Raw genomic sequence first — 23,122 nt, 5'->3', positions numbered from 1 at the left:
ATTCATCAACCAGGATTTTTTTATGCGTTTACTTTCCTGTAATATAGTGTATACTTACGGTTGCCAATTCAGAATTCGGGAATTTAGAAAAATGGTTTGGATCGCTTTGTAATCCTACTTCTTCGATAACTTTAAGGAAGGAATTGATTTCTAAAATATATTGATCAGAAAATCCATGGGTGGCATCATAAGCTGTAGCCGCTGTGCTTCCGATATTATTAGAGACTATGTCTGGAGGTACAGTATGTAATTCTATAACGATTAAACCAAATTTAGCAATATGTGGTTCCCATTTTTTAAAATGATCCTTTAGATTACGTTCTACATCATCATTTTGTAGTAACTTTCCTCTATATGCAAAAGCCCCTGTAGATTCACTAGACGTATTTAATGTAGATATTGGTTCACTCCATATTCTGTTATGATCTAGAAAAGTTCTAACAGATAAAAGATCTTTTAGTTCAATTTTGTGATTTTCTTTTAAATCGTTTTCGAGAAGATCAGGATCGCTAATATCACCCCAAATAACTTTTGCCCAGATATCTGCTTGAATTAAATTTGCTCTTGTAACTTTTAGTGCTGCTTTATTATAATCTGCACCAACTAAAAATAAAGGATGGTCATCTAGGTGTTTACCTCTTAATGTTTTTGATTCAATGATTTCGAAAAGATGAATAAGAAATGCTCCATTTCCGCAACCCATATCAAGAATCCCTTTGGGTTGTTCTTCTAAAGGTTTATTGAATAGACTAATAATAATTTCATCAATTTTTTTAAAGTAGGTGGTGTGAGCTCCTCCGCTGCCCCATACATTCATTTCGCGGTCTACATGGGATTCGTCAGAACTTTTCTCAGTGTTCCATAAAACGTTTGGATCACCAAATAATAATTGATTCATCTGTCTAAACATTGGGATGTAAGAAACTGTTACACCATATGCTGTTGCTCTTTTAGCGAAAAACAACCCTTTGTCAGTAAAAGTGTAGTTGTCGTTATTTTTGCTAAACCACCCTAAATTACTTAAAAACGAAAGGATCGTATCAAAACTTGTAGGAAACTTGTGATATTCATCTGCGCTAAAAGATGCTTCCATAAAATATTTATGAAACATTCCACCCATTCCAAGATGCACAATAGTTGGGCCTACTAAAATCCCTTCGATATGTTTTAAGATTTGATGCTGTATTCTATTTGCAATATCATTTTCGGAAAAAGAAAGGTTAAATGAGTTTTTATACTGAGTAATTAATTTTTCTAATTTATGAAATGGCTCTAATTCGAATTTTCTAGGATGGAATTTTCCAGAGTATTCTAAAAGATCAACAACGCCTTCGTATAAATGGAAATAATCAAATGCTATTTTTGTATATTCATTTAAGGATACTTTGATCTTATTTTGCTTAACTTCATAAATCAACCAACCTTGGGAAGAAAGCAGTCTGAGTGCTACATTTATATATCCAGCATTTCCTCCAAATTCTTCTATGATTTCAGAAACGGATACACTTTTCTTAGTAACAATGTAATCAGTTATTTGTTTTTTTAAGAGTGAATAGGCAACAGGAGCAACGGTTATACCATCTAAATGTCTGAATAATTCTTCTCGGAATTTTTGCTTTTCCTCTTTTGTGAGCATAGATACTTAATTAAATTGGTTGTCAACTGATTTAGTTCAATGGTTCACCAAATTAAGCATTTATTTCCGAAGTTTTTTTAAGATTTTTTGTTAGCTGTTTGCTTTTTGTCTTTTTTTTCAGGCATTGGTCCTCTTAAATGAATTACAAGTCCATTAAGAAAATTACGAAGAATTTGATCTCCGCATTCCATATATTTAGGATGATTTTCATTTCTGAAAATTGCACCGAGTTCGCTCTTTGTTACTTTAAAATCTACTAAAGAACAAATTTTTACAATTTCATCATCTCGCAGTTTATGAGCTACTCGTAATTTTTTGAAAATATCATTATTTGTTAATCCCATAGGACAAAGGTACTTTTTTAATTGACTTCAAGAAAAAAATATCCTTTATGTTCCAAAACAAATATGTTTATAAGATATTTGCATTTTTAAATTATGTAGTAAAATATGTATAGTAAGGAAGAGAAATTAAGTTTGTTATCAGAAATGATTGATTTTGCTAAGGCTGATAAAAAAATAAAAGATGAAGAATATAATTTTATTTTAGCTGTAGCTTCTCAATTAGAGATATCAGAAGAAGAGATAGGTTATTTAGTAAGAAATAGTGCTGAGAAACGAAACCTACAACCAGAATCTCAAAGAATACTTCAGTTTCATAGATTAGTGTTGTTGATGAATGTGGATCAAGAAGCAGCTCTTTCGGAAGTAGATAAAATCAAAGAAATGGGCTTGCATATGGGGTTAAGACAAGAGGCAGTTGATACTGTTTTAAAAGAAATGCATAAATATCCCAATAAAGTAATACCTCCAAAGGATTTAATAGAGATTTTTACTAGGTTTTATAACTAAAGAAGAAAATTAATCATAATAAATATAACCTTCAGATATCCTCTGAAGGTTTTTTTTTGTGATTTTGTCACAGTATATTGTCATTTTGTCATTATTTTTAAATGTAAAAATGACAAAATGGCGCTAAAATACTAATGGAACTCTAATTGCTATATACTCATTGAATTTAAATCAAGAATAACTTTAAAAAATAAATACAATGAGTTTAATTAAAAGAACAGACAGATTACCACTTATTTTCGACGATATATTTAATACGGATTGGTTTGGTGGTATCACCAATGAACACAAAATAGGTTTTAATACTCCAGCAGTAAATGTAAAAGAAAGCGATAATGATTTTATTATTGAATTGGCTGCACCAGGTTTAGTAAAAGAAGATTTTAATATTGAATTAGATAATGATGTATTGACGATCTCTTCTGAAACTAAAAATGAGACTAAAGACGAAAAAGATAATTATACAAGAAAAGAGTTTAGTTATCAAACATTTAAGCGATCATTTAATTTACCAGATACGGTAAATATAGCAGATATTTTAGCTTCTTATGATAATGGAGTATTGTTAGTAAAACTTCCTAAAAAAGAAGAGGCAAAGGTACAGCCTAAACGTTTAATAGAAATTTCATAAGTTGTTTTTGAGATTTGAGTTAGTTAGTTAATGTTACGAAAACGCCCTTATATCAAGGGCGTTTTTTATGATTGAAAAAGAAATGTTAGTAATCAATCTTCGCTTAATTTTTGTGAGATTTTATAATTACGAAAATTTTTCGTATCATTGTGATATCAAAATGATATTATTATGAAACAAGAAAAAAACATAAAGACGAGTAATGGTTACATGATGTTGATGGTATTACTATTGTTAATAGTAGGAGTTGTTACAGGTATGGTCGTGACAAAAAATCCTCTATTTCTGACTTTAATAGTAGTTATTGTCTTGGTAATCAAAGGTTTTTTTATTGTAAACCCCAATAGTTCTAAAGTAATGGTGCTTTTTGGAGCGTATAAGGGAACGGTAAAGGAAAATGGTTTTCTATGGGCTAACCCTTTTTATTCGAAACAAAGAATTTCTTTAAGAGCTAGAAATTTTTATAGCGAACGAGTAAAAGTTAATGATAAAATAGGAAATCCTATTTTGATAAATGTGATTTTGGTTTGGAAAGTTAATGATACTTATAAAGCTGCTTTTGATGTAGATCATTATGAGGACTTTGTAAGAGTACAAACAGATGCTGCAGTAAGGAAATTAGCAGGTTCATATCCATATGATAATTTTGCAGAGGGACAAGTAGAAGTAACTCTCTTATCCGGTATGGATGAGGTAAATGAAGCTTTAGAAAGTGAAATTACAGAACGCTTGGCTATTGCAGGGATAGAGGTTATGGAAGCTAGAATAGGATATTTAGCATATGCTCCAGAAATTGCAAGTTCCATGTTAAAAAGGCAACAAGCTGTAGCCATAGTAGCGGCACGTAAAAAAATAGTTGAAGGAGCTGTAGGGATGGTAGAAGATGCATTGTTAAAATTATCTCAGGACGAAATAATTGATTTCGATGAGGATAAAAAAGCTTCTATGGTTAGTAATTTAATGGTAGTTTTGTGCGGTGATAAGGAGGCGACTCCTGTTATTAATACAGGAACACTACATTCGTAATTTATGAGTAAGAAAAAATCATTTGTCCTTAGGATATCCCCAGAAACTTTTAAGTTAATAGAAAAATGGGCAGATGATGAATTCCGTAGTGTTAACGGTCAGTTAGAATGGATGATTTCTAAAAGTCTTAAAGATGCCAAGCGACTTAAACCAATAAAAAAAGATGATAATTCCGAAAAGGAATAGAAAATAACATAATTTACAAATGATTGTTTTCAAAATGAGTTAATTCGAAAACAATCATTTAATATGTTATAGTGTATTACCATAATAACAATCTTTAGAAAGAGCTTTAGAATAACTCGTTTTATTTTCTAAATCCATAATAAGATATGTTTCTTTTTTTAGTTTGATTTCTATCCTATTGTACTTCCAATATACTTTTATGTCATTAGACTTAAGATTTTTAATGTAGCTATATTTATTTGCGTAATCTATGGTTAGAGGAGGTGCATTTCCATTTTTTGTAGCTTCTTTAGGGCTCAGAGTGATAGATTCTGGGTCTACTACAGAACATAGAAATCCATCAAAGTCAATACCTTGTTTATCAGGGTTTAAAACATATACCCAAATTGAGTATTCGTCTTCTTCTATCATTAATGTTCTACCTGATATTGGGTCCGTAGAAGTTATGAAAATACCGTCAGTATTATTTTCTGTTCTAGTTTTTAAGGTTCCTATAGCAAAAACACTAGTAAATATTGATAATAAAATTAAATTCATTTTGGGGCGTATTTTACAATATTAAATGAATACTACAAATCATGTTATGTACTATTCTTAAGCCCTAAAAAAATTATTCGAATCGTTATCCGATGGAGATTCGGATGATTTGTGTAGTTTACGAATTTAAGAAATTAATTATTAAGTTAGATCTGTTTTACGCCTTAATTTTGTGAGATTTTCCCCTGGAATCGTGAAGGAAAAATCTTATAAATCGCTTGCTTTAATTATAGTTATTTTAAAACGACCTTACTTGTCTAATGATTTTTATTCATAAGTTAAGTGTTTTTAAAACAGGTTATTAATGTTCAGTTCCGTTTTGTTGTAATATCCTGAGTAATTATAAAATTCATTATAGAAATCGAAACAATGAATGATTAAATTTTTAAAACTACTCAGGCAAAAAAAAGTATTACACTAAACTTAATTCTATAGCGCTTTCTGCACAGGCAAGAATAGCATCTTTGACAGGAATTGGTTTCCAGTCTAAAAGCTTGACAGCTTTATTATTATTTACTTTTCTTTCTGTACCTAAGTCAATCAAGATTGGCTTAATCGTTTTATCGATATTGGAAAATAATCGTACTGCAAAATCCGGTAAAGTAAATTTAGGAACCTTTTTATTTGGATAATTTTCTCTCAATATATTAGCAACTTCCTGAAAGGTCATATAACCTGCAGAGCCAACAAACCGTTCTCCTGCTGCTTCAGGAGTTTCTAGAGCTCTTATGTGTAAATCTGCAACTGATCTTACATCAACCATATCAAAACCGATTTTTGGAATGGCAGGAGAGCTACCATCCATAGCTTTGATAACAATATTAGCAGAAGTTCCAAAGTCTTTTTCAAGAATAGGACCTAAAATTGCTCCGGGGCATACAGTAGTTAACTCTAATCCACTAGTATCATTTCTAATAAAATCCCAAGCTGCTTGTTCTGCAATAGTTTTACTTCTAAAATATGGAGTAGAATCATTTGTGTTGGAAACATCGGTCCAATTGTTTTCGTCAAAAATACCTTTTCGATTTGATTTGTCTTTTCCATAAATAATTGCACCAGACGAGGAAGTGAGAACGACTCTTCTTAATCCATGCATAGAAGCAGCTTTTAGAATATGTAAAGTTCCTGATTTAGCTGGTATGATAAGATCATCTTCGTTTTTGGGTAATTCTCTCGGAAATGGAGATGCAATATGTAAAACATCCTGAACTTCGCTAACTAAATCATACCATACATCTTTATCTAATAAATCCGCTTCTGCAAAACTCAGGTGATCAATATTTGGAGTCTTCTTTTCTATAACTTCTCTGATTTCCTTGGCTCTATCCATACTTCTTAAAGTACCGATCACCTCATATCCTTTATTTAGTAATTGTATAGCTGTATGCGAACCTAAGAAACCAGTGATACCTGTTAATAATACCTTTTTGTTATTCATGTTTAATATGATTTTTTTGAATTTATAGATCTAACCATTTTTTGAAATTTGAAGTTCTTTCTCTAGAAACTATAATTTGTTCTTCTTCTTGTGGTTTTAGTTTTAGTAATAACCGACTGTTAAAATAACTGTGAATCTCTATAACTGATTTTACCGATATCATAAACTTTCTATTAATCCTAAAAAAATGAACAGGATCCAGAATTTCTTCCAATTGATCAATAGAGTATTCGATAGGATATTGTTGACCATTATGAGAATAAAGGAATATTAATCCTTCGTTAGATTTGAAATAGGCAATATCTTCTACACTAAAAGTATTGAACTGATTTCCAACCTTAATCATAAATCGTTTTTTGTACTCTTTATTAAATAGCTTTTTGATGTTTGCTAATTTTTGTTCGTCAAAAATGGGTTCACTATTGGATTGTGATTTTCTATATTTATTTAGCGCATTATTAAGATCATTCCGATCTATCGGTTTTAATAAATAATCCAATCCATTATATTTAAAACCTCTAATAGCATATTCGTTATATGCTGTAGTAAAAATAACGGGAGGATGATCTTCTAGCATATCCAAAATATCAAATCCATATCCATCGTTTAATTGTATATCTAAGAATATTAAATCTGGTTTTTGATTATTATCAAACCATTTACGGCCATTTTCTACAGATGTAATTTGCCCTATAATATTTATTTCAGGAGCCAACTCTTCTATTAAAGAAGCAAGTCGTTTAGAGGCAAAATTTTCATCTTCAACAATTACTGCTGTCATTTTAGGATACTTTTATAATGGAAACTTCTTTAATGTTTTTAGGAAGTAAAGGAATGGTTACTTTAAAGTATCCATGTTGGGTTTCGATATTTACTTTTTGATTGGTATAAAATGAATACCGTTTTTTTATATTCTTTAGACCAAGTTTTGTTGATTCTTCTTTCTGCGTTCTTACGTGTAGATTGTTCTGAACGATCAAACCATCTTTTTCTGTCGAAATTATGGTGACTTCTAAAGGTTTTTCTTTAGAATAGTAATTGTGTTTTAAAGCATTTTCTACTAACATTTGTAAGGAAAGGGTAGGGATAACAAAATCTTTTGGGTTAACTGTAATATGTGTTGTAATGCTTAAAGCTCCTTGATGTCTAACATTCATCATAAAAATAAAAGAATCTAAAAAACTTAATTCTTTTTCTAAACTCACTAAATCCTCTTCACGATTATCGAGAATGTATCGATAACAAGTTGCCAATCTAGATACGAAATCAGATGCTAAATCTCTATCCTCGTACATTAAAGAGGTTAAAGTATTTAGGCTATTAAAAAGAAAATGTGGACTGATTTGATTTTTTAGGGATTTATATTTAGACGTCATAATCTCCTTCTGTAAATCATTCATTCTATTTTCCATTTCTTTTTTCTGTTGTAAAGAATGATAGAATAAATTGAAGATTATTAAAGCAAACCCTAGAATAGCCGCTCTAAAAAAATCAATTCTAAATCGCAACCAGGGGTCATCTGCATCAATTTGACAAATTTGATCAAATTGAAAAATAGCGAGATAATATACTAATGCAGAAATGGGAAGACAAATAGCTAAATTAATAACTAATATTTGTAATCCTTTTGTTAAATCAAGACCTTCACCATTATTTGATTGCTGTCTTTTTACCAGCCAATCATTACTTTCCCAGGCAAGCATAAATAAAAAAAATGCACTACAATAATAAAAAATGGCAGGAGCGTCAAAAATTGATTCCTTTTCTTCATGAACTATTGTTAGTTTGATTAAGAAATAAACCACATTAATTATAATGATCCTTATTCCTATTTTTTTTAATGTAGTTTTTTTTACCATAGAAATTATAATAGTACTGTTAAAGATACATAACTACGAATCAAATTGTCTAACACTTTACACCGAACTGTCAAAATAAGAGTTGAACTGTATGAAAAGTTATTTCGTTTGTAAATGTCAATTGATAAGTCAATAAAAAAGATTCAATAAGAGTTTTAGACAACTCAATTGATAATTTAACAACTCTACTATTTTAATTAGAAGGATTAGAATCAAGTTAGCAGATTTGAGTAAAATCAAAAAGGTTATGAAAAAATATATTTTCTTGTTTACTCTTTTATGTACAACGATAAGCTATTCACAAACTGGTGTTATAAAAGGAATTGTTTTGGATAAACAATCAGAAACTCCTCTAATCGGCGCCACTGTAGAGTTATTAAATACTGAAGGAACTAATGGTGTTATTACAGATCTTGATGGTTTTTTTACTTTAGAAGGAGTTCCATTAGGAAGACAAGTAATTCGTGTAAGTTATATTGGTTTTGAATCTATAACACTACCTAATATAGTGGTTACATCTGGTAAAGATGCCGTAGTAAATGTAGCCTTGATTGAAGCTTTTGATAGATTAGACGAGGTAATAATTACATCTGATACTAATAAAGCCAGATCTATTAATAAATTAACATCAGTATCAGCAAGGCAATTTAGTTTAGAAGAAGTGACTCGTTTTTCTGGTGGAAGAAGTGATGTGGGTAGGCTAGCAGCGAATTTTGCTGGAGTATCAGCTCCTGATGATAGTAGAAATGATGTGGTAATTCGAGGAAATTCTCCTACAGGATTATTATGGAGATTAGAAGGAGTTCCGATTCCTAGTCCTAATCATTATAGTACATTGGGAACAACTGGAGGTCCTGTGTCTGCTTTGAATCCTAATCTGTTAAAGAATTCAGATTTTATTACTTCCGCGTTTCCGGCAGAGTATGGAAATGCAATAGGAGGAGTTTTTGATCTTGGCTTTAGAAAAGGAAATAAAGACGATTACGAATATACTGCTCTGGTAGGAGTTTTTACAGGTATAGAAGCAATGGCAGAAGGTCCGTTAGGAAAGAATAATGGTTCTTTTTTAGTCGCAGGAAGATATTCGCTTGTTGGTTTATTAGGAGTTGGAGCAGGAGGAACTTCTGCTGCTCCTAACTATAGTGATGTGTCTTTTAATCTTGATTTTGGGAAAAGTAAATTAGGTAATTTTTCATTATTTGGTATCATCGGTTTTTCTGATATTGATTTTCTTGGAGATGATATTGATGAGGATGATCTGTTTGCTGCAGAAGATGAGAATTCTTTTGTAAAATCTAGATTTGGTGTGATAGGTTTAAAGCATCAAATTAATATTACCAACAAATCATATCTTAAGACAATTTTGTCTGGATCATTTACGGCAAATGATTTCGTTGCGGATCGATTTATAGATAAAGAGACTCCACAGGAAAGAGTTATTCGATATACAGAAGCTGATAATAAAGAAAACCGATTTACTTTCTCAACCCTTTATAACGTAAAATTAAGTAATAAAAGCACCTTAAGAACTGGAGTATTATTAGAGAATATTGGTGTAGAATCTTTGTTTCGTGATAGAACAGAACAACCTGATGTTAATAATGATGGAGATCCAGATATATTCACATTTAGAGATATAGATGAAAACCTTACAATTATACAGCCTTTTATCCAGGGACAATTTAGGTTAACAAAAAAGCTAACTATAAATGGTGGTATTCATAGCCAATATAGTACACTAAATGAACAATTTGTAATAGAGCCAAGAGCAGGATTAAATTATAAGATATCCCAAAATCATCGTTTGAGTTTTGGGTATGGTTTGCATCATCAGCCTGTTCCGTTACCTCTTTTGTTTCTAAACGAAGAAGTGGATGGAGAAATTCTGCAAACAAATAAAGAGTTGGATTTTGTGAGAAGTAATCATTTTGTACTTGGGTACGATGTAAAACTAGGCAATAGTTGGAGAGGTAAAGCAGAAATATATTATCAAGATATTGATAATGCAGCTGTAGAATCAGTTCCATCTAGTTATTCTTCTTTAACAGAAGGAGCGGATTTTGGTTTTGATAATGATAGAACTTCTCTCCTAAATGATGGAACTGGTTTTAATCAGGGAATAGAACTTACGTTAGAAAAGTTTTTTAATAAAGGATATTATGGATTATTAACGACATCGATATTCGAAAGTAAGTATGAAGGAAGTGATGGCATAGAAAGAAATACCCCTTTTAATAATGGGTATGTTATTAATATGCTTGCAGGTAAAGAGTTTGTTATGGGTAAAAGCAAAAAAGATATTTTGTTTTTTGATACTAGAGTAACATTTTCTGGTGGAAGATATTATACACCTGTTGATCTGTCTGCATCACAAGCAGCTGGTTTTGAGGTTTTACAGGAAGACATTGCTTTTAGTGAACAAAATGAAGGATATTTTAGGTGGGACGTTAAGTTTGGTTATAAAATTAATAGCAGTAAAAAGAAAACTTCTCATCAATTTTATGTGGATCTACAGAATGTAACTGCTAATGAAAATCTATTTGCAAGACGATATAATAGATTGACTAATAATATAGATGAAGTAAATCAAATAGGGTTTTTTCCCGATTTTGGATATCGTTTCGAATTTTAACATAAAAAAGTCATTATGAACACAATGAGAACACTATTATTCACGTTGTTTGTTATTTGCAACTTGGCTTTCTGGGGGTATGGACAAGGAGATAATAATGATGTTAAGAAAGGATCTATGGATAGCCAATTATATGATATCGCATATTTGATTCAATTTAGAGACAGCGTAAATACCAATGTCTCTAAAGTGCCAGTTGCATGGCATCTGGATCATACGCTTAAGGTAGTAAACAGAATTCATAATATACTACAGAATTCTGATCCAACTGTCTACGAAAAACGTTTTAGTTTAACACGAGTTTTTTCATTTACACTTGGATATATCCCTAGGGGAAGAGCAAAATCCCCTGCAGCTGTTTTACCGCCTAATACTATAAAAACAGAAGATATATTATCTCAATTAGAAGAAGCCCGAGAAAACCTATCAGAACTAGAAAAATTAGATCAAAACGTGAATTTTATCCATCCAGTTTTTGGTCAATTAAATAAGAAACAAGCAAAACGTTTTTTGAAGATTCATACTAAACATCATTTAAAAATTGTACGAGATATTTTAGGTAAAGAATAAAACCTAGACCTGAGAACTTTTAATAATCGAAAAACGTAATCAATAATTGTTTTAGTTACGTTTTTCGATTTCTAGAGCTCTTTTGTAAAAAGCTCTAAAATCTTCTTTTTTATAGGTAGCTCGCATAGCAGAAAGGACGTCTAATAGAGATAAGCTATTCCATTCCCATAATAATGTATCAAAATTATAAATGTACATTGATTTTTCTACTTCATTTCGTATTTTAATAATTTCGGTTTCATTAAAATTATTCTCCTGAAGCCTAGTTATAAGTAGTTCTCCATTTTCTTTAGTTAACTCAGTATCTAGGTAAGGTTCTAAAATCCAATCCCAATTCCAGCTATAAGGGGACAAAGGAATGGCGTTTCTTTCTGCAAATGCTTTTAATGTTTCCTTTTTTTCTGCAGATATAAAAATGATATCATCTTTTAGAAAGATTTTCATAGCTCCAAATTCCATACCTATAGATTCAATTTCACTAGCGAGAACTAACCTTTCTGGATAGATGATTGAAGGCTCAAATGGATATTTATAAAACCAGATAGCATTTTCCTGTATTTCAGAATTTCCTATTCCACAAAATAGATTTTTTACGAATAGCTTTCTATTGAAAATTGCGGATATGTTTTTGAAAAATTTCAATAGTAATAATTAGTTAAGCTTTATTTAAATTTAAGTTTTAATTCGCCATTCTCTGCTATTAAATCCCATTCTTTACAGAGTTGATCAAAATCTTCTTTTATTTTTTCAATATCTGCTAGATTTATTTTTGGGACTTTAATTCCATTAATGTTTTGAGCTTCCCAGTTTATTAATTCAATGAACTCTTCAGTTTTTGCAGCTCCAGAACCTATAGATTGCAAGTTTCTAGCCATAATTTCAGATAACCAGGTTTCTGCACCAAGACTCTTAATAACCTCTTTGTCAGATAACTCTTGAATAGTCATTCCTGATTGAATTTTTCCGTAAAATCCATCTCTTAAATTGAACTTTGTTTCAACGACATAATGAGCAATATCATGATTTGGGATTTCTGGTCCTAAATTTACAGATGTAGAAGTCCCATTTTCTCTTTTACAAGTCAGCATATTTCTATTTTTACCTTTTGCAATTATGATCTCCATTTTTCAAATTGTATAAACAGGTTTTTCTTGAGTAATTAAATCATTTATAGCATCCCAAAGTGAGATTCTTTTTTCTAGGGATTGTTTTGCCACTAGTAATGTTTCATTCCATTTTTGCTCATCCGTTCCACATAGTTCTTCTACCATTTTAAGTGACAGAGGGCCGTGTTCATCGCCATCAAGTTCGATATGTCTTTCTAGATAGTATTTAAGCTTGTTGTATGTATTGTTTTCGGAATCAGCCTGTTTCAATATTTCTATAAACATATCTGGGATAAGATCTTCTCGTCCGAATGTAAAAGAAGAAGCGACTAAGTGAGGTTTGTTAGTTTCAATAATAGAAAATGAAAACTTTACAAAATCTGCTACTCTTTTGTCAATGTTAATTTCGTTTAATGAATATACAACCGAGTGTCCAGATTCAATTTTTGTTATAAATTCATTAATCTCATTTGTATTTGCTTTTACTTGTTTCATAGCGTCCAAATACATTTCAAAATGACTTTTGGGCTCTCCCATTTCATTGATGTCACTTTCTTCTCCATGGACAATTTCATTTATAAACCTTGAAAGTGTTGGATTATTTGAAGGCGTCCAAGGAATTTGAACATTCGTTAAGTTTATTTGAAGGCTTTTTAAAAGTGACATAAAATCCCAAACGGCAAATACATGATTTTCCATAAAGGTTTTAATGTCATCTATAGTTCTCAAGTTTTTGTACAGTTGATGATTCTGCAACTGATTTCTCAATTCAGAAATTTCATTTTCTATATGTTGAATTTTATCCATTTTTTTGATAGCTATTAGTAATTCCAAAAATATCCTGTCTATACTTTTTATGTATGATTTTATTATAGACTTATATTATTGTTAGATATTATATGTTTATTAATAATTATGGTTGCAATATTGTTGTTGTCCATTCCTTATTGTTCAATTGAAAAAGAGTTCTATGATGAAATCTATTCGTCTTGAATTCCATAAACTCGATTCTAATAGGCTGTATAGCGTATCCTCCCCAGTTTTCAGGTTTTACAACATCGTTATTTTTATAAATTGATTCAGCTTCATAAAACTTTTGTTTAAAAGTGTCTATACTTTCAACAATATTCCCTTGTTCACTAATTGTTGATATAATTTTAGAGTCTTTAGCTCTTGCTGTAAAATAAGATATAGCTTCACTATTACTTATTTTAGAAGCATTCCCTTGGATTCGTATTTGTCTTTGGGTAGTTTCCCACCAAAAGGTTATAGCTATTTTTGGAGATTTTTCGATTTCCATCCCTTTTCTGGATTGAAGTGGTCCAGTAATTATAAAGGCGTCATTTTTTAGCTCTTTTAGAGATACGAATCGAGCATTAGGATACCCATCTAATCCAATGGTAGATATGCAACAAGCAGCAGGAAGACTGTTAATGCTTTTTTCAAGCTCTTCGGCATACCACTTAGTAAATAATTGGAAAGGATCTATATTCATGAGTTTTTTATCAAATATTGTTCAATTTCTGATATTCTTTTTTCTTTTTCCTGATCGGATAACCAACTCGCTTTAAAACTATTTTTGACTAAATCAGCTATTTGCTTTTTTGAAAGATCTAAAGCATTTGCAAGGCCAAGATAATTTTCATTCATGTATCCTCCAAAATAGGCAGGATCATCAGAATTTACGGTAACAAGTAGATTTTGATCCATCATTTTGACTATCGGATGTTGTTTTAAATCGGAGACTACTTTTAGTTCTAAATTAGAAAGAGGGCATAAGGTTAATGGAATTTGTGAAGTAGCTAATTGTTTTATTAATTTATCATCTTCTAAACAACGATTACCATGATCAATTCTAGTTACTTTTAGCAGTTCTAGAGCTTCCCAAATGTATGCTGCAGGACCTTCTTCTCCAGCATGTGCTACTGTAAGAAAACCTTCTTTTCGAGATTTCTCAAATACTCTTTCGAATTTTGAAGGAGGATTGCCTACTTCAGATGAATCTAATCCAACACCACTTATCCAATCTTTGTAAGGTAAGGCTTGGTCCAAAGTTTTAAAGGCCGAAGTTTCGTCCAGATGTCTTAGGAAAGATAAAATCAACTGATAGGTAATACCCAGTTTTTCTTTTCCATCTTCAAGAGCTGAGCGAATTCCTTTGATAACAGTATCAAAAGAAATTCCACGATCTGTATGAGTTTGAGGATCAAAAAATATTTCTACATGAACGACATTTTGTTCGTTCACTTTGGTAAGGTAAGCCCAAGTAAGATCATAAAAATCTTGCTCTTCAATCAATACATTAGCTCCAGCATAATAGATATCCAGAAACTCTTGTAGATTATTAAACTTGTAAGCATTTTTTAAAGCTGCAACAGAATCATAAGGAATCTTCTTTTGATTTCTTTTTGCTATTTCGAACATTAATTCTGGTTCAAAAGTTCCTTCTATATGTAAATGCAATTCTGTTTTCGGAATGCCTTCTATGAATCTTTCTATGGAAACCATATTCGTTCTATTTTTTTAGTTTATTGTTTGAGTAAATAACAGTTATCTAATTCTAATAATATTACCAACTGCATTATACTTTTTGATCCTGAATTTTAGCTTGTAACATTTTTATTTCGTCTCGTAATCTTGCAGCAGTCATAAAATCCAGTTCCTTCGCAGATTTTTCCATTTCTTTACGCACATTACGAATTCGAGCTTCTAACTGTTCTTTTGTAAAATAAGCCGTTTCTTCTTCTGCTGCTTGCAATGACGGAGCAGTTTCGAATTGATACGGTTCTACTTTTTTACCAGCAAGCGCATTATCCAGCGATTTTTTTATAGCTTTAGGAGTAATACCATGTTTGGTATTATAGGCAATTTGCTTTTCTCGGCGATAATTAGTTTGATCAATGGTGTCTTGCATACTTTTTGTGATTTTATCAGCATACATGATAGCTAATCCATTGACATTTCTCGCGGCTCTTCCTATGGTTTGAGTTAGCGATCTATTATTACGTAGAAATCCTTCTTTGTCAGCATCTAAAATCGCAACTAAGGATACTTCGGGAAGATCTAATCCTTCTCTTAGTAAGTTAACCCCAATCAATACATCAAACAGCCCTTTTCGTAAATCCTGCATAATTTCTACTCGTTCTAATGTATCTACATCACTATGGATATATCTACAACGAATATCAATTCTGGTTAGATATTTTGTTAACTCTTCAGCCATTCTTTTGGTAAGTGTAGTAACCAATATACGTTCGTCTTTTTCAATACGCTTATGCATTTCTTCGATTAAATCATCAATTTGATTAAGGCTAGGACGTACTTCTATAATTGGATCTAATAATCCGGTCGGACGAATAATTTGCTCTACATAAGTACCTTCACTTTTTTGTAATTCATAATCCGCTGGCGTTGCACTGATATAAATTATTTGATTCTGAAGAGCTTCAAACTCCTCAAATTTTAAAGGACGATTATCCATCGCAGCTGGTAATCTAAAACCATACTCTACAAGGTTTTCTTTTCTTGATCGATCTCCTCCATACATCGCATGTGTTTGTGGTATCGTTACATGACTTTCGTCTACGATCATTAAATAATCATCTGGAAAATAATCTAATAAACAGAAAGGTCTGGTTCCGGGATCTCTGCCATCCAGGTAACGAGAATAGTTTTCGATTCCTGAACAATATCCTAATTCTTTGATCATTTCTAAATCAAAATTAGTACGTTCCTCTAGTCGTTTAGCTTCGAGAAACTTTCCTATCTCTTTAAAATATTCTACTTGTTTACCTAGATCCAATGCTATTTGATCGATTGCTCCATGCAGTATATCTGGAGAGGTAACAAACATATTAGCAGGATATATATTTAGGCGATCATATTTTTCTATAATTTCATTAGTTTGTACATCAAAAGCTTCTATTTCTTCTATTTCATCACCAAAAAAATGAACTCTAAATGCATCATCAGCATAACTTGGATAAATATCTACTGTATCTCCTTTAATTCTAAAATTACCATGATTAAATTCTCCTTCAGTTCTAGAGTATAAACTTTGAACTAGTTTATGTAACAAGGCAGTTCTCGATACAAATTGCCCTTGTTGTATAGAGATTACATTCTTTTGAAATTCAACAGGATTTCCAATACCATATAAGCAAGAAACTGAAGCAACTACTAGTACATCCCTTCGCCCAGAAAGCAGGGAAGAAGTAGCACTTAATCTTAACTTTTCAATTTCATCATTAATTGATAAATCTTTTTCGATATAGGTACCTGTTGTTGGGATATATGCTTCTGGTTGATAATAATCATAATAAGAAACAAAATACTCTATAGCATTTTCTGGGAAAAACTGTTTAAACTCAGAATATAATTGAGCTGCTAATGTTTTGTTATGTGCTAATACCAATGTTGGGCGTTGTACTTCAGAAATAACGTTAGCCGCTGTAAATGTTTTACCAGAACCTGTTACTCCTAGTAATGTTTGGTATCTTTCTCCTGCTTCTAAGGCATTAACAAGCTGCTTTATAGCTCCAGGTTGATCTCCTGTTGGTTTAAAATCTGACTTGAGTTCGAACTTCATTATATATAGACTGTCTTTTCTGAATAAAGATAAAGAATACTACTATGATTTTTTATGATGAATCGAAGTTTTAGGGAAAGTTTATCGTATTAATGAAAAACTGCCTTTTCGTACTCTTCCATCACTAAGTTCTACCCTATACCAATATTCACTTGATGGCATAAGTGTTCCTCCATAAGTTCCGTCCCAGCCATTTCCAGATGGGACTAGCTGTTTTAACAACTTGCCACTTCGATCAAAAATATAAATAATCGAATTACCTAAAACCTGCGATGAAATTCCGCCCACGTTCCAAGTTTCATGGAAACCATCTCCATTTGGAGTAAAATATTTAGGAAAACCAACTACGGAAATAGCTTGAGAGGCTTCTGGTCCGCAACCATTTTTGTCTCTTACGTATACTGTATGGAATCCTGGAGGGACATCTGTAAAGATTGGACTATCTTGATACGTTCGGATATTAGCATCATTAAAAGCAATCGCATATTCGTAGTCTCCCGATCCTAAAACATTAATAGCTACCGTGTTGTTATCCAAAGCATCATTAATTTCAATAGGTTGTATAATAGTCGCTGGAGAAGAACTTGTAACTGAAACTATTCTATCCTTAGAACATCCGGTGATTTGATTGGTAATCGATACTGTATATGTTCCCGCTTGAGATACCCTAATACTTTCTGTAGTCTCACCATTTGGAGACCATAAATAATCGAAGTTATTAGAGGTTCCAGATTGTAATCCTGAATCTATAGTGACATTAGTACCTTCACATAAAAAAGCTTCTGATGATTCCTCAATATCAGGCAAGGGATTTACAAAAAGTGCTACTTGATTAATACCATAACATTGATTTAAATTGTCTTCTATACGAGCATAAACAATATCCGTTCCTTGGGTTCCTGTGGTAGTGTTAGTATATGAGGTTATAAGATTAGTTTCGCTTAAAGCGTCATCAATATTTTGGTAGTAGACAACTGATAAATTAGGATTATTGATTCCAAAAAGTACTTGAGGATTGGCAAGTGTCAAATCGAATTCTGTAAAACCATCTTCAATACCATCATCGTCACACGCCGTTAAATAAGCATTATTGGCAGTAGTGACACTTACTTGAAGGTCTAAAGTAACAATTCTAAAACAGTTGTTGATATCATCAGTAACTCGAACAAAGAGTTGTTGACTTGGTGTTAAATTCTGATAAGTATCTGTATTCATAATTGAAGGTACTCCTATGTTAGCCGCTGTTAGGTCTTCAAAAAATGTAACTGTTCGATTTGGGTTGCCATTAGTGATTTGATCAATTGATTGATTGAGATTAAATAGAGTAATACCATCGGTTGGATTATTATATTCATCACATTGTGTAAGTGTAGAAGCATTTGCAACAGGAAGTGGATCAACTTGTAACTCAAAACTAGTGGTAATTAAACAAAGTAAGGAAGTATTTTCTTGAACTCTAACAAAAAGTGTTTGTGGATTAGAAATGTTAATATAAGGCGTTGTTTTATCAATAATATTTGTTCCTGCATCAGCGTCAGATTGAGATAGATGATAGGTTAATGTATAATCCGTTGGATTTAATCCATTAAGAATTTCTGAATCCTTATTACTTAATAAGAAAGAAACAAATCCATTTGTGTCATTACCATCATCATTAGTATCGCATACTATAAATGGAGTAGGAATAGCTATAGGAGGACCAGGATCTGTTATTAAAAGAAAGGTGTCTACTACAAAGCATTCTGTGATTGTGTTTTCTATTCTTACATAAATGGTTTGATTGTTTTGTGTACTGAGATAAGGACTTGTTAATGCCCCATTTCCTAGGCTTGCATCTTCTTCAGAAGCGTGATACGTAATAATGGTATTTATTTGAGTTCCAAGAATTGCTGCAGTATTACTTTCTAAATCAAAATTTGTCATTCCGTCATTAGGATCTGTAACGATATCACATTCTGTAAGGTCTAAACTAGTAGAAGTACTAGAATCATTTTGAGGGCTATCAGGCAGAAGTGCTGTTCCTGTAAATTCTAAATCAAAACCACCATTTTGCGAATAGTTATCGATTAATATGTAATATTCTTCTCCTGCAAGAGCATCTATAGATCTTACAAATCCATTTCCTTCACTACCAGGTCCCTCACTAGTTTCTGTTTCAGTGTCATTAAGTCCTGTTAAAGTAGATACTCCAGCCGATGGAGGATTAGTAGATGAGCATCTAATAGAAGTGCCGAGTGCATTACAGGTGACATTGGGGCCGTAAACAGCAAAATCATAATCTTCAGCTGCACTACTAGATTCTGGTGTTATGGTAAAGGCTAAAGTTCCGGACTGGACTATATTCACTTTAATCCACAAGCTTTGACTTTCGACAAATGCGCAATCTGGGGGAAAATTGCCGGGTAAAGCAAAATCATTAGTACCAACTCCGTTAGAATTAAGCTCTAAATTTGTATTTCCACAAACAATAATGCTATTTATACAATCCGTAGGCTCGTTTTGAGCATATCCCTTAAAGCATAATATAAAAAGTAATAAAGTGAAGTGTAATTTTTTTACCATCTACAATCTCTGTTAGGCCACGAATATACTAATAATATACCATAGCTTTATAGAAGAAGAAAAGGCTTGTAGATGTATTATCTTATCAAAGAGAAACTTCCTTTCCGAATTCTTCCATCACTTAATTCTACACGAAACCAATACTCGCTAGAAGGCATTAACGAGCCGCTATACGTTCCGTCCCAGCCATTTCCTGATGGAACTAACTGTTTTAATAATTTCCCACTTCTATCAAAAATATAAATGATAGAGTTGCCAAGTACTTGAGCAGATATTCCCTTAACGTTCCATGTTTCGTGGAAACCATCTCCATTTGGGGTAAAATATTTAGGAAAACCAACTACGGAAATAGCTTGAGAAGCTTCTGGTCCGCAACCATTTTTATCTCTAACATATACAGTATGAAATCCTGGAGGAACATCTGTAAAGATTGGGCTATCTTGATACGTTCGGATGTTAGCATCATTAAAAGCGATTGCATATTCGTAGTCTCCGGATCCTGAAACATTAATAGTTACTGTGTTATTGTCCGAAGCATCATTAATTTCAATAGGTTGTATAATAGTCGCAGGAGAAGAATTTGTAACAGTAACGATTCTATCTTTAGAACATCCCGTGATTTGATTCGTAACTGAAACAGTATATGTTCCTTCTTGAGACACACTGATACTTTCTGTAGTTTCGCCATTTGGAGACCATAAATAATCAAAATTATTTGAGTTTCCGGATTGTAATCCCGAGTTAATAACAACATTAATGCCTTCGCATAAAAAAGCTTCAGCTAATTCTTCAATATCTGGTAAAGGATTTACAAATAATTCCACTTCATTAATACCATAACATTGATTTTGATTGTCTTCTACTCTGGCGTAGACGATGTCTTGTCCCTGAGTTCCTGGAGTTGTATTGGTGTAGAATACAATCTCATTCGTTTCGCTTAGTGCATTTTCGGTGGTTTCATAATATGTAACAGAAAGGTTAGGACTAGCAATCCCAAGAAGAACTTGAGCGTTTGCTTGTGTAAGATCAAATTCTCTGAAACCATCTTCTATTCCATCGTCATCGCAAACTAATAAAATAGCGTCACTAGCAGATGTAGTGCTTACTAGTAAATCTAAGGTAGTTATTCTAAAACATCCCGTAATATCATCTATCACTCTCACGAATAGTTGTTGATTAGCAGTTGTATTTATGTATGCATTAGTATTTGAAATAACAGGAGACTCAGTTTCAGCAGATACAATATCCTCAAAAAATAATACCGTACGATCTGTTGATCCACCAGTAATTTGATTTATTGCTTGATTTAAATTGAATGATGTTATTCCGTCATTTGTGTTCAGATATTCATCACATTGTGATAGAGAAGAATTATTGGCAACGGGTAATATATTAACGGTTACAGGAATTTCTGTAGTATCAAAACAAGCTGTGTTCAAGATGTTTTCAAGTCTGGCAAATATAGAAGTCATTGTGCTTGATAATACTGCATTTGTTGGATCCGGAAATGGATTCGTATTATTCTCGGCATCAATTAATGTAGCATGATAACTAAGGTTGTAATCAGAAATATTTTGACTCCCATAGATGTCAGAATTGATTGTGGTTAGATCATATGTAATCATTCCATTCGTATCATCTCCATCATCCGCATTATCACAAGCAACTATTGGACTAGTATTAAAAGCTGTAGGCCCATCAAAAATCTGTACCTGAAAACTAGATGTATTATAACAAACTATATTTTCTATGTTCTCAATTCTAATGGCAACAGTTTGTGGGTTGTTTTCTGTTACGAAATTTCCAGATATTTCATTTATATCAGCATCAGCATCGGCAATCGATCTAAAATAACGAATTTGAAACTGACTAGGATCCTGCATTCCGAGAATCGAAGAGTTATAAATAGAGAGATCTAAACTTGTTACCCCATCATTATTATCATCACAGATGATTTCATTCATTGGTGTGTTTTGAATGGTAGGAACTTCAAAAAATGTCACATTAGCAACACCAATTAAAGGGCAACTTCCATCATTTAGATCAACTTCTAATCTATAATTTCCTGTGGTTGTAATGTCTAGAAAATAAGGAGTGTTTGTGACTGCTACATCATTGATATACCAAGTATATGTGGCTGTAGAGATATCTTGATATTCAAGTCTAAATGTGTCTCCTTCACAAAGTAAAAGATTTACATTATTTACGTCACCATTATTTATGATATCAATTGACTGGGCAAAAATAGATTGGATAAAAGGAGGAAGTCCTATTCTGGATCCTCTTCTTCCATCTGTGTTAACTAATAACCCTCTATCACTATAGTTGATATTTGTTGCTAATTCTTCGGGGTTTTCTATAACTCCAAGATAATTTCCAGTTCCAGAATCAAAATCATATAAAGCTCTGTAGATTCTACCGTCCGGTCCTAATTGCAATGCTCCCGCACTAAAATTAGAATTGTCTTGTCCGTTCTCATTTAAAATTCGAGTGCCACTAGCGGCGATTTGGTTGTCGGGTAATGTAAGATCGAATTGCATAAGAAAACCATTGCCAAATCCTCCGTCTCCAATACCAACTGTAGTATATAAACGTTGACCACTTTGTGAAAATTCAATACCGTAAGGTGCATCACCATCATATAATTCTATCTCATTACTTACAATTCCTGTACTATTATCAAAATCATAAAACAATACTTTGCCAGGCCCATCACCTCCAGTTACAGTAGTCAATCCAAAATGAACTACAGCTAATTTATCACCTTCTGGAGAGGCTTTTAGGTAACCTAATGCATTACGACGGTATCCAGAAATAGGAATAGTAACTCCAACCTGTGATGTAACGGGAGTAGTGTTAACACCTGTTTGATCAACACTAAATGCATAATAGGTATCAATAAAATGAGTAATTACCCAAAAAGAATCACAATCGTCACTTTTTACCGCTGTTATTTTTTCTGAACATCTGTATAAGCTTTCTAAAGAATCAGAAGTATCATACGTTATTAGTGGAAGATTTTTTTGACCAGAAATTACAGCCCCATTTCCTCCATCTAACGATATATCTACTACCGAGTATAATAGTCCATCATTTACTCCATCTCCATCATTGGTATTGGGGTCCCCATCTGCATTAAAATGATGAGGCTCATCTACAGTAAAAACAATATAAATATTAGGAGTGTTTGGTTGAGGGACAATCAATGCAGATGAGGTACTCGATGTATCTCCTCTTAGATCTTCTCCATTTAGCATGATACCATGATTCTGCGTATAAATTGTCGAACCATCTGTATAAAAAAGAAGATTTCCAGTAGCATCAGATATTGTTGTACATCCTTCTAAAGTACTTATCCTACCATCTGTAAGTGGAGTAGGAGGTGTAGTACTAAAGTTGACTCCCGCATTTTGTCCAAAATACCAGTTATTAGCTTCTCCTTGTGAAAATACTGAAGCTCCTAATAAAAGGAAAAGGATGAACGATATGTGTTTCATGAG

The 23,122-nt window shown here is 32.3% G+C and carries 20 protein-coding genes; 6 read left to right on the top strand and 14 right to left on the bottom strand.

Going from position 1 to position 23,122, the window contains the following annotated elements; all coding sequences use genetic code 11:
- Positions 1 to 28 precede the first annotated feature (28 nt).
- Positions 29 to 1,636, bottom strand: coding sequence for a class I SAM-dependent methyltransferase (locus NMK29_RS14295; RefSeq protein ID WP_108803579.1), 1,608 nt, complete (start codon positions 1,634 to 1,636; stop codon positions 29 to 31).
- A gap of 77 nt (positions 1,637 to 1,713) precedes the next feature.
- Positions 1,714 to 1,980, bottom strand: coding sequence for a DUF1456 family protein (locus NMK29_RS14290; RefSeq protein ID WP_027392267.1), 267 nt, complete (start codon positions 1,978 to 1,980; stop codon positions 1,714 to 1,716).
- Between the two features lie 105 nt (positions 1,981 to 2,085).
- On the opposite strand from NMK29_RS14290, the gene NMK29_RS14285 reads away from it, so the two are divergent.
- The 4 genes from NMK29_RS14285 to NMK29_RS14270 all read left to right on the top strand — a co-directional run bounded on the left by NMK29_RS14285 (position 2,086) and on the right by NMK29_RS14270 (position 4,330).
- Positions 2,086 to 2,487, top strand: coding sequence for a hypothetical protein (locus NMK29_RS14285; RefSeq protein ID WP_027392266.1), 402 nt, complete (start codon positions 2,086 to 2,088; stop codon positions 2,485 to 2,487).
- 199 nt (positions 2,488 to 2,686) lie between these two features.
- Entirely contained in the window at positions 2,687 to 3,118 is a 432-nt protein-coding gene (locus NMK29_RS14280) for an Hsp20/alpha crystallin family protein (protein ID WP_108803580.1), read from the top strand.
- 171 nt (positions 3,119 to 3,289) lie between these two features.
- Complete coding sequence (locus NMK29_RS14275) at positions 3,290 to 4,144, top strand: SPFH domain-containing protein (RefSeq protein WP_108803581.1); 855 nt, start codon at positions 3,290 to 3,292, stop codon at positions 4,142 to 4,144.
- 3 nt (positions 4,145 to 4,147) lie between these two features.
- On the top strand, positions 4,148 to 4,330 hold the full coding sequence (locus tag NMK29_RS14270; protein ID WP_108803582.1) for an Arc family DNA binding domain-containing protein: 183 nt from the start codon (positions 4,148 to 4,150) through the stop codon (positions 4,328 to 4,330).
- Positions 4,331 to 4,396: 66 nt separating this feature from the next.
- Here the strand turns inward: NMK29_RS14270 and NMK29_RS14265 are convergent, their stop codons facing one another.
- From NMK29_RS14265 to NMK29_RS14250, 4 genes are all read right to left on the bottom strand, one after another.
- Complete coding sequence (locus tag NMK29_RS14265; RefSeq protein ID WP_108803583.1) at positions 4,397 to 4,867, bottom strand: hypothetical protein; 471 nt, start codon at positions 4,865 to 4,867, stop codon at positions 4,397 to 4,399.
- 412 nt (positions 4,868 to 5,279) lie between these two features.
- On the bottom strand, positions 5,280 to 6,305 hold the full coding sequence (locus NMK29_RS14260) for an aldehyde reductase (RefSeq protein ID WP_108803584.1): 1,026 nt from the start codon (positions 6,303 to 6,305) through the stop codon (positions 5,280 to 5,282).
- A gap of 22 nt (positions 6,306 to 6,327) precedes the next feature.
- Complete coding sequence (locus NMK29_RS14255) at positions 6,328 to 7,086, bottom strand: LytTR family DNA-binding domain-containing protein (protein ID WP_027392260.1); 759 nt, start codon at positions 7,084 to 7,086, stop codon at positions 6,328 to 6,330.
- 1 nt (position 7,087) lies between these two features.
- Positions 7,088 to 8,164 (bottom strand): sensor histidine kinase, encoded by a 1,077-nt coding sequence (locus NMK29_RS14250; protein ID WP_051336019.1) that lies wholly within the window; start codon positions 8,162 to 8,164, stop codon positions 7,088 to 7,090.
- 247 nt (positions 8,165 to 8,411) lie between these two features.
- On the opposite strand from NMK29_RS14250, the gene NMK29_RS14245 reads away from it, so the two are divergent.
- Positions 8,412 to 10,796 carry a TonB-dependent receptor gene (locus tag NMK29_RS14245; protein WP_108803585.1) on the top strand — a complete coding sequence of 795 codons (2,385 nt, stop codon included), beginning with the start codon at positions 8,412 to 8,414 and terminating at the stop codon, positions 10,794 to 10,796.
- Positions 10,797 to 10,820: 24 nt separating this feature from the next.
- A complete protein-coding gene (locus NMK29_RS14240; protein WP_159092228.1) occupies positions 10,821 to 11,366 on the top strand; it encodes a DUF1569 domain-containing protein in 546 nt (181 codons plus the stop codon).
- A 51-nt stretch (positions 11,367 to 11,417) separates the two neighbouring features.
- Here NMK29_RS14240 and NMK29_RS14235 read toward each other — a convergent pair whose 3' ends face one another.
- From NMK29_RS14235 to NMK29_RS14200, 8 genes are all read right to left on the bottom strand, one after another.
- Entirely contained in the window at positions 11,418 to 12,008 is a 591-nt protein-coding gene (locus tag NMK29_RS14235; protein ID WP_108803587.1) for a hypothetical protein, read from the bottom strand.
- A 20-nt stretch (positions 12,009 to 12,028) separates the two neighbouring features.
- Entirely contained in the window at positions 12,029 to 12,490 is a 462-nt protein-coding gene (locus NMK29_RS14230) for a hypothetical protein (protein ID WP_108803588.1), read from the bottom strand.
- A gap of 3 nt (positions 12,491 to 12,493) precedes the next feature.
- On the bottom strand, positions 12,494 to 13,279 hold the full coding sequence (locus tag NMK29_RS14225; protein ID WP_108803589.1) for a DUF3050 domain-containing protein: 786 nt from the start codon (positions 13,277 to 13,279) through the stop codon (positions 12,494 to 12,496).
- Between the two features lie 106 nt (positions 13,280 to 13,385).
- Entirely contained in the window at positions 13,386 to 13,967 is a 582-nt protein-coding gene (locus NMK29_RS14220; protein ID WP_108803590.1) for a pyridoxal 5'-phosphate synthase, read from the bottom strand.
- On the bottom strand, positions 13,964 to 14,980 hold the full coding sequence (locus NMK29_RS14215) for an adenosine deaminase (RefSeq protein ID WP_108803591.1): 1,017 nt from the start codon (positions 14,978 to 14,980) through the stop codon (positions 13,964 to 13,966). Before NMK29_RS14215 ends, NMK29_RS14220 begins: the two co-directional genes overlap by 4 nt.
- A 73-nt stretch (positions 14,981 to 15,053) precedes the next feature.
- Entirely contained in the window at positions 15,054 to 17,060 is a 2,007-nt protein-coding gene (uvrB, locus tag NMK29_RS14210; RefSeq protein WP_108803592.1) for an excinuclease ABC subunit UvrB, read from the bottom strand.
- A gap of 81 nt (positions 17,061 to 17,141) precedes the next feature.
- The gene (locus NMK29_RS14205) at positions 17,142 to 19,622 is read right to left on the bottom strand and encodes a T9SS type B sorting domain-containing protein (protein WP_108803593.1); all 2,481 of its coding nucleotides are present in this window, start codon (positions 19,620 to 19,622) and stop codon (positions 17,142 to 17,144) included.
- A 77-nt stretch (positions 19,623 to 19,699) separates the two neighbouring features.
- The gene (locus tag NMK29_RS14200) at positions 19,700 to 23,119 is read right to left on the bottom strand and encodes a T9SS type B sorting domain-containing protein (protein WP_108803594.1); all 3,420 of its coding nucleotides are present in this window, start codon (positions 23,117 to 23,119) and stop codon (positions 19,700 to 19,702) included.
- Positions 23,120 to 23,122: the final 3 nt, after the last annotated feature.

It is taken from the genome of Aquimarina sp. Aq107, from assembly GCF_943733665.1.
Lineage (GTDB): Bacteria > Bacteroidota > Bacteroidia > Flavobacteriales > Flavobacteriaceae > Aquimarina.
Note: the sequence above shows the minus strand (reverse complement) of the source record. Positions and strands in the feature narration are given on the sequence as shown.

What these genes read in the sequence shown, in the direction of transcription:
- NMK29_RS14255 (WP_027392260.1), bottom strand. Translation starts at nt 7,086, where the DNA reads ATGACAGCAGTAATTGTTGAAGATGAAAATTTTGCCTCTAAACGACTT.
- NMK29_RS14205 (WP_108803593.1), bottom strand. Translation starts at nt 19,622, where the DNA reads ATGGTAAAAAAATTACACTTCACTTTATTACTTTTTATATTATGCTTT.
- NMK29_RS14290 (WP_027392267.1), bottom strand. Translation starts at nt 1,980, where the DNA reads ATGGGATTAACAAATAATGATATTTTCAAAAAATTACGAGTAGCTCAT.
- NMK29_RS14275 (WP_108803581.1), top strand. Translation starts at nt 3,290, where the DNA reads ATGAAACAAGAAAAAAACATAAAGACGAGTAATGGTTACATGATGTTG.
- NMK29_RS14295 (WP_108803579.1), bottom strand. Translation starts at nt 1,636, where the DNA reads ATGCTCACAAAAGAGGAAAAGCAAAAATTCCGAGAAGAATTATTCAGA.
- NMK29_RS14225 (WP_108803589.1), bottom strand. Translation starts at nt 13,279, where the DNA reads ATGGATAAAATTCAACATATAGAAAATGAAATTTCTGAATTGAGAAAT.
- NMK29_RS14215 (WP_108803591.1), bottom strand. Translation starts at nt 14,980, where the DNA reads ATGGTTTCCATAGAAAGATTCATAGAAGGCATTCCGAAAACAGAATTG.
- NMK29_RS14220 (WP_108803590.1), bottom strand. Translation starts at nt 13,967, where the DNA reads ATGAATATAGATCCTTTCCAATTATTTACTAAGTGGTATGCCGAAGAG.
- NMK29_RS14230 (WP_108803588.1), bottom strand. Translation starts at nt 12,490, where the DNA reads ATGGAGATCATAATTGCAAAAGGTAAAAATAGAAATATGCTGACTTGT.
- NMK29_RS14270 (WP_108803582.1), top strand. Translation starts at nt 4,148, where the DNA reads ATGAGTAAGAAAAAATCATTTGTCCTTAGGATATCCCCAGAAACTTTT.
- uvrB (WP_108803592.1), bottom strand. Translation starts at nt 17,060, where the DNA reads ATGAAGTTCGAACTCAAGTCAGATTTTAAACCAACAGGAGATCAACCT.
- NMK29_RS14245 (WP_108803585.1), top strand. Translation starts at nt 8,412, where the DNA reads ATGAAAAAATATATTTTCTTGTTTACTCTTTTATGTACAACGATAAGC.
- NMK29_RS14240 (WP_159092228.1), top strand. Translation starts at nt 10,821, where the DNA reads ATGAGAACACTATTATTCACGTTGTTTGTTATTTGCAACTTGGCTTTC.
- NMK29_RS14280 (WP_108803580.1), top strand. Translation starts at nt 2,687, where the DNA reads ATGAGTTTAATTAAAAGAACAGACAGATTACCACTTATTTTCGACGAT.
- NMK29_RS14265 (WP_108803583.1), bottom strand. Translation starts at nt 4,867, where the DNA reads ATGAATTTAATTTTATTATCAATATTTACTAGTGTTTTTGCTATAGGA.
- NMK29_RS14260 (WP_108803584.1), bottom strand. Translation starts at nt 6,305, where the DNA reads ATGAATAACAAAAAGGTATTATTAACAGGTATCACTGGTTTCTTAGGT.
- NMK29_RS14285 (WP_027392266.1), top strand. Translation starts at nt 2,086, where the DNA reads ATGTATAGTAAGGAAGAGAAATTAAGTTTGTTATCAGAAATGATTGAT.
- NMK29_RS14200 (WP_108803594.1), bottom strand. Translation starts at nt 23,119, where the DNA reads ATGAAACACATATCGTTCATCCTTTTCCTTTTATTAGGAGCTTCAGTA.
- NMK29_RS14250 (WP_051336019.1), bottom strand. Translation starts at nt 8,164, where the DNA reads ATGGTAAAAAAAACTACATTAAAAAAAATAGGAATAAGGATCATTATA.